This window comes from Lishizhenia sp. (assembly GCF_057456495.1).
In genome coordinates, this window is sequence record NZ_JBVCPV010000174.1 from 1 (window position 1) to 6454 (window position 6454).

Annotated in this window: 5 protein-coding genes and 1 pseudogene; 4 read left to right on the forward strand and 2 right to left on the reverse strand. The window is 37.0% G+C overall.

Translation table 11 applies throughout. From position 1 onward, the window contains the following. From AC22ZQ_RS11620 to bioA, 4 genes and pseudogenes are all read left to right on the forward strand, one after another. Positions 1–263, forward strand: a pseudogene (locus tag AC22ZQ_RS11620) (hypothetical protein); the annotation flags it as partial. A gap of 131 nt (positions 264–394) precedes the next feature. Next, positions 395–2833: a phenylalanine--tRNA ligase subunit beta gene (gene pheT, locus AC22ZQ_RS11625; RefSeq protein WP_318958939.1), complete on the forward strand. Its 2439-nt coding sequence runs from the start codon at positions 395–397 to the stop codon at positions 2831–2833. Positions 2834–2912: 79 nt separating this feature from the next. After that, complete coding sequence (bioD, locus tag AC22ZQ_RS11630) at positions 2913–3536, forward strand: dethiobiotin synthase (protein ID WP_318958940.1); 624 nt, start codon at positions 2913–2915, stop codon at positions 3534–3536. After that, complete coding sequence (bioA, locus tag AC22ZQ_RS11635) at positions 3536–4810, forward strand: adenosylmethionine--8-amino-7-oxononanoate transaminase (protein WP_318958941.1); 1275 nt, start codon at positions 3536–3538, stop codon at positions 4808–4810. The genes bioD and bioA overlap by 1 nt, the downstream gene beginning before the upstream one ends. Positions 4811–4940: 130 nt before the next feature. Here the strand turns inward: bioA and AC22ZQ_RS11640 are convergent, their stop codons facing one another. Both AC22ZQ_RS11640 and AC22ZQ_RS11645 read right to left on the reverse strand, forming a co-directional pair. Next, the gene (locus tag AC22ZQ_RS11640) at positions 4941–5681 is read right to left on the reverse strand and encodes a zinc ribbon domain-containing protein (RefSeq protein ID WP_318958942.1); all 741 of its coding nucleotides are present in this window, start codon (positions 5679–5681) and stop codon (positions 4941–4943) included. A gap of 6 nt (positions 5682–5687) precedes the next feature. Next, the coding region (locus AC22ZQ_RS11645; RefSeq protein ID WP_318958943.1) for a Nif3-like dinuclear metal center hexameric protein at positions 5688–6454 on the reverse strand (767 nt) is incomplete at its 5' end.

Here is a 6454-nt window from a genome sequence, read left to right on the forward strand (position 1 = left end):
AACATGAGGAAAGAACTTTGATGAAAAAGAGGTACCATGTTGCACGTACACGATTAACTAACTTGTTGAATTCCATGCACGATGATGTGCTCTCTACAGATCAAAAAAGAGATAGTTTAAAAAAGGAATTGAATGAGTATCATCAAACCGATAGATTTGAGAATTGTGAGACCATGGGACAGGTCTTGCGCTTGCACCTGGATTTGATGTTGGGAAAACCTAAACCCAAAAAGCCAGATGTGTTAGCAACTTACAAAGTATAAGGGCTTTTTAGGAGCTAGTTCTCCTTTAAAATCAGAACAATTTTTTTACTTTTGGGGGCGATTGAAAAAGCGATGAAATGCGATGATTATTTTCGTGTTTTAAATTCGTTACTAAGCTCAAAAAAGGAGAAATGAAAATATCATACAAGTGGCTTAAACGCTACGTTAATACAGATAAAACACCAGAAGAAATTTCTAAGATTTTAACCGATACAGGACTAGAAGTTGAAGGTCTTGAAAAAGTTGAAAGTGTAAAAGGAGGATTGAAAGGTGTTGTGATAGGTGAAGTTTTAACTTGTGTGCCCCACGAAAATGCAGACAAGTTAAAAGTTACTACGGTAAATGTTAATAACGGTGAAGCATTACAAATTGTATGTGGAGCACCGAATGTGGCAGCCGGACAAAAAGTTGTTGTGGCAACTGTAGGTTGTACGCTTTACCCATCTCCCGAAGAAGCTTTTAAAATCAAGAAATCTAAAATTAGAGGAGTAGAATCTGTAGGTATGTTATGTGCCGAAGATGAACTTGGTTTAGGACAATCTCATGCAGGTATCTTGGTTTTACCTGAAGAAACTGAGGTAGGAATGCCAGCAGCTTCTTTCTTTAATCTAGAAGATGATTATTTAATAGAAATAGGTTTAACTCCTAATCGTTCCGATGCAATGGGACACATTGGAGTTGCCAGAGATTTGGTGGCATACTTAAATGTACATGAAGATGCTAACTTAAGTCTAGATTTACCATCTGTTAAAGCTTTTAAAGTAGACGAGACTTCAGAAACGGTGAACGTTTCAGTTGAGAATTCAGACTTGTGTCCGCGATATGCCGGTGTTACTATAAGTAACATTCAAGTAGCACCTTCTCCAGAATGGTTACAAAACGCTTTACGTGTTATTGGATTATCTCCAATCAATAATGTTGTGGATGTTACCAATTATGTAATGCACGAATTAGGTTCTCCTTTACATGCCTTTGATTTAAGAACAGTGAATGGAAATGTAGTTGTAAAAACTGCTGCTGAAGGAGCTAAGTTTACTACTTTGGATGAAGAAGAGAGAACTTTAGCTGGTGATCAGTTAATGATTACTAACGGCGAGCAAAACATGTGTATTGCAGGTGTTTTTGGAGGCTTGGAATCAGGAGTGAAAGAGGATACAACAGCTATTTTCTTAGAATCAGCTTACTTTAATCCAGTATCAGTAAGAACAACGGCAAAAGCTCATGGATTAAATACAGATTCATCTTTCCGTTTCGAAAGAGGAGTGGATCCAAATATGACAGCTTTCGCTCTTCAAAGAGCTGCTTTGTTGATCAAAGAATTGGCTGGAGGTGTAATCAGTTCTGAAGTAACAGACCTATATCCAAATCCTATAGAGAATGTAAAGGTTGAGTTTTCTTACGACAGATGTAACCGTTTAATCGGTACTGAAATTGCCGAAGATAAGGTAGATGCGATCTTGACAAACTTAGACATCAAAATTTTAAGTAAAGAAAATGGAGTCGCTCAATTGCAGATTCCAGCTTACCGTGTTGATGTAACAAGAGAGGCAGACGTGATTGAAGAAGTGTTGAGGATTTTCGGATTCAATAACATACCGCTTCCTACAAAATTGAACACATCTTTATCTGCTCGACCAAAAGTGGATAGAGAGAAATTACAGTATACTGTTGCCGAGTTGTTGACTTCTTTGGGTGCATCTGAAATGATGAACAACTCGTTAACGCAAAGCACATACGTTGAAAAATTAGGTGGAGAAGTATTAACTCCAGAGCGCAACGTAGCCATGTTAAATCCTTTAAGTCAAGACCTAGATGTAATGCGTCAGTCCTTGATTTTTGGAGCATTGGAAAGTGTAGCGCACAACCAGAACAGACAAAACCCAGATTTGAAATTGTACGAATTTGGAAAAGTATACAGAAAATTTGATGCTGAATACAACGAGAATACGCGTTTGGTTTTTGCATTAACAGGACTGAAGGAAAAGGAACAATGGAATGCAGGTAAAGCAAAAGTTGATTTCTATACCTTAAAGGCACACGTAGAAGCTATCTTTACGCGTTTAGGGTTAGCCGGAATGCTACAACAGAAAGAATTGAAAAAGTCTATTTTAGTAGATGGTGTTCAGTTAAATGTGTTGAAATTTAAGATGGGAGAAATAGGATGGATTTCTCCAAAAATGAAGAAACACTTTGGTATTAAGCAAGATGTATTTATTGCAGATTTAGATTGGGATGCAATTGTGGATGCCATGAAAATGAACAAGGTGAAATTTACAGAATTGCCCAAAACGTTCGCTGTGCGACGTGACTTCTCTTTATTACTAAATAAGGAAGTGACATTTGCCGAGATCGTTACTTTAGCGCGCAAGGCGGATAAGAAAATTTTAAAGGATATTAATCTATTCGATGTTTACGAAGGTGATAAATTGGAAGAAGGTAAGAAGTCTTACGCAGTAAGCTTTACTTTCCAAGATGCTGAAAAAACCTTGAAAGATAAACAGGTAGATACCGTCATGGAAAAGATTAGAGGACTGCTGGAAAAAGATTTGAAAGCAGAATTAAGATCATAATCAAAGAAAGTCCAGCCGAAAAGGTTGGACTTTTTTTAGGAAGGAAAATTTACAACAATAGTTTAGAAAATTACGAACCGTGAAAGAGTTTAAGAAGTTTGCAGTAACAGGTATAGGAACAGACGTTGGAAAAACTGTGGTGAGTGCAATATTAAGCGAAGCTTTGGAAGCACATTATTGGAAACCTGTACAAGCAGGAGATCTCAATTTTTCTGATACCAAAAAAGTCCAAAAGTATTGTTCAAACAAGGTACGCGTCATGCAAGAGCGCTTTGCTTTATCAGAACCAATGTCGCCTCACGCGGCAGCAGAGATTGATGGTGTAAACATAGAATTGTCAGATTTTAAAGTTCCAGAGGTTGATGCAAATCTAGTAGTTGAAGGCGCTGGAGGTTTGATGGTTCCATTCAATGCAAAGGCCGAAACCTATTTAGACCTGTTTAAACACTTTAATTTACCTACAATCATTGTATCGCGTCACTACTTAGGTAGTATTAACCATACGATGATGACTATAGATTTAATGCAACGCGAGGGAATCGAAATTGCAGGAATTATTTACGTAGGGGAGGAACATAAGACTACAGAAAGTATCATTGCGAAAAAATACGGTATTCCTGTAATCTACAGAGTTCCTTTAGCCAAAGAAATTACACCAAATTTTATACAAGAACAAGCACAAATTATTAAAGAGAAATTGTAATGAGCGAACTTTTAGAAAGAGATAAAAAATACGTTTGGCATCCCTTTACTCAAATGAAAACGGCAGGTGATGCATTGCCAATTGTTCGTGCCGAAGGAAGTTATTTATACGATGAAAATGGAAAGAGTTATATTGATTGTAACTCCTCTTGGTGGGTAAATGTTCACGGACATGGTCATCCACATATCCAACAAGCCTTAGCAGAACAATTTAAAACTTTAGACCATACTTTATTGGCGGGTGTTACACATCCAAAGGCCGTAGAGTTAGCAGAACGTATCGTAGGTATTTTACCGGAAAAGTTTACCAAAGTATTCTTTTCAGATAATGGTTCAACAGCGATAGAGGTTGCCTTGAAAATGGTTTTCCAGTTTTGGTACAATAAAGGCATTGATAAGAAGAGAGTATTGGCCCTAGATGGTGCTTATCATGGTGATACTTTTGGTGCAATGTCAGTAGGACAACGTTCTTATTTCAATGCTCCATTTGAACATTTTTTCTTTGATGTTGACTACTTGGACTTTCCATTTAAAGATAAAGAAGAAGAGGTCTTAAAACAAGCCGAAGAGTTTTTGAAAACAGGAGAGTTTGCAGGTATTATAGTTGAGCCCTTGGTGCAAGGTTCAGGAGGTATGCGTATGTACAGTCCGGAGTTCTTAAACAAACTTACATTACTCGCTCAAGAACACGATGCCTTGGTAATTTTTGATGAGGTTATGACAGGATGGGGGAGAACGGGGAAGATGTTCTCTATGGATCACATTGAAGCCAAGCCAGACATTGTTTGTTTATCAAAAGGTTTAACAGCAGGAGCGTTAGCTATGGGGCTTACCGTTGCAACCGAGCGTTTATACGAAGGTTTCTTAGATGATGAGAAAGTGAAAGCTTTATTACACGGGCACAGCTATACGGGTAACCCTGTGACATGTGCTGTGGCATGTGCAAATTTAGATTTGTTTGCTAAACCAGAGTTGAAGGAAAACTTGGATAGAATTACAGCGAGTCATGAGGCATTTAAAGCTGCAAATGATAAGCATGAGAAAGTAAGTGAAATTAGAATTACGGGGACGATAATGGCCCTTGAAATTGAAACAGGGGAGGGGAATACCTATTTCTCTAACATTAGAGATGAAGCTTACAACTTCTTTTTAGAGAATGGCATGTTGTTGCGTCCTTTAGGAAATATTATGTTCTTAAATCCGCCTTATTGTACTACAAATGAAGAACTACAATACTGTTATGATAAAATCATGGAGTTTGTAGAAAAAGTATAAAATAATAAGCTTAGAATATGAAAGGCTGTTTCCATTAGGGAGCAGTCTTTTTTTGTGTATTGATTAATGGAAAGGGAAGGACAAAAAAAAGGTTGTCAAAACTGACAACCTTCTTTCATACAAATTATTTTTATTCTTCTCCTGGCACTAAGATTCTTCCACAGTGCTCACAAACGATAATCTTACGTTTAGTTTGAATATCCATTTGTCTTTGTGGTGGGATTCTGTTGAAACATCCTCCACAAGAATCTCTATCTACAGGAACTACGGCTAAACCGTTTTTCGCGTTTTGTCTTAATCTGTTGTAGGCTTTAACCAATCTATCGTCGATTTTCTTTTGTGCCTTTTCAGAGTTCTTGATCAATTTCTCTTCGTCTTTCTGCGTTTCAGCGATGATAGCGTCTAGTTCACTTTTCTTAGCGTCTAAATCTTTCTTTCTCCCCTCGAAACGTTCAGTAGCTTCAGCCAAAACCTCTTTCTTGTTTTCAATACGAGCTTTTGCTTCTTTGATCTTCTTGTCGTTTAATTTGATTTCCAATTCCTGGAATTCAATTTCTTTACTTAAAGATTCGAATTCTCTATTATTTCTAACGTTATCTTGCTTCGTTTTGTAAGCAGAAATAGCTGTTTGAGAATCTTTTTGAGCATTTTTACGATCTGTAATCTCTGTTTCCAGATCTTTAAGCTCATCCTTCATTTTGTTGATTCTTGTCTCTAAACCTTCCAATTCATCCTCAAGATCCTCAACCTCTAAAGGTAATTCTCCACGTATTGTACGTATTCTATCTATTTCTGAATCAATGCTCTGTAGATTGATAAGAGCATCTAGTTTTTCTGCTATAGTCGAAACTTCCTTAGTTTTTGTAGCCATATCGCGCTAAAAATAATTTATAGGATTTGTATTTACTCCTGTTAAACGAACTGCAAAGTTAATAAATTTTTTCTTCAAAATACGCTCTAAAAGGTGAGGAGTGTATTGTTCGCTTTCAAAATGTCCAATATCTGCAATAATAATTTGGTTTTCAGCATCAAAAAATTCGTGATACTTGAAATCTCCTGTGATGTAAATGTCTGCTCCGGCGCCTTTAGCTTGCCCCAATAAAAAGCTTCCAGAACCACCACAAAATGCAACTTTTTTAACCTGTTCTTTATGGATATTTGTATGACGAATTACACCACAATTAAATTTGGTTTTTATCAATGTTAGAAATTCTTTGGTATCCATCTCGTAAGGCAATTCTCCGAGCATTCCAGAACCTAATTCTTGATGTTGATTCTTTAAGGCATAAACGTCGTAGGCAACTTCTTCATAAGGGTGAGCTTTCAGCATTGCTGCTATAACTTTACCCAGTTTGTAATTGTCAACAATAACCTCAACTTTACTTTCTTCAACCTTTTCATTTTCGCCTGTTGTTCCAATAAAAGGATCTGCTTCCTCGAGTGGGGTGAAGGTACCGATTCCTTCTGTTTGGAAGGAGCATTCAGCATATTTACCTATGTGTCCAGCACCTGCCTCATAAAGAGCTTTTTTAAGCTCTTGAGCATAGTTCTTAGGAACAAAAACAACCAATTTATTCAGTACATCATTTTTGGGAGAAAGTACACGCAAGTTTTCGAGTCCTAAACGTTGTCCAATTTCATAAT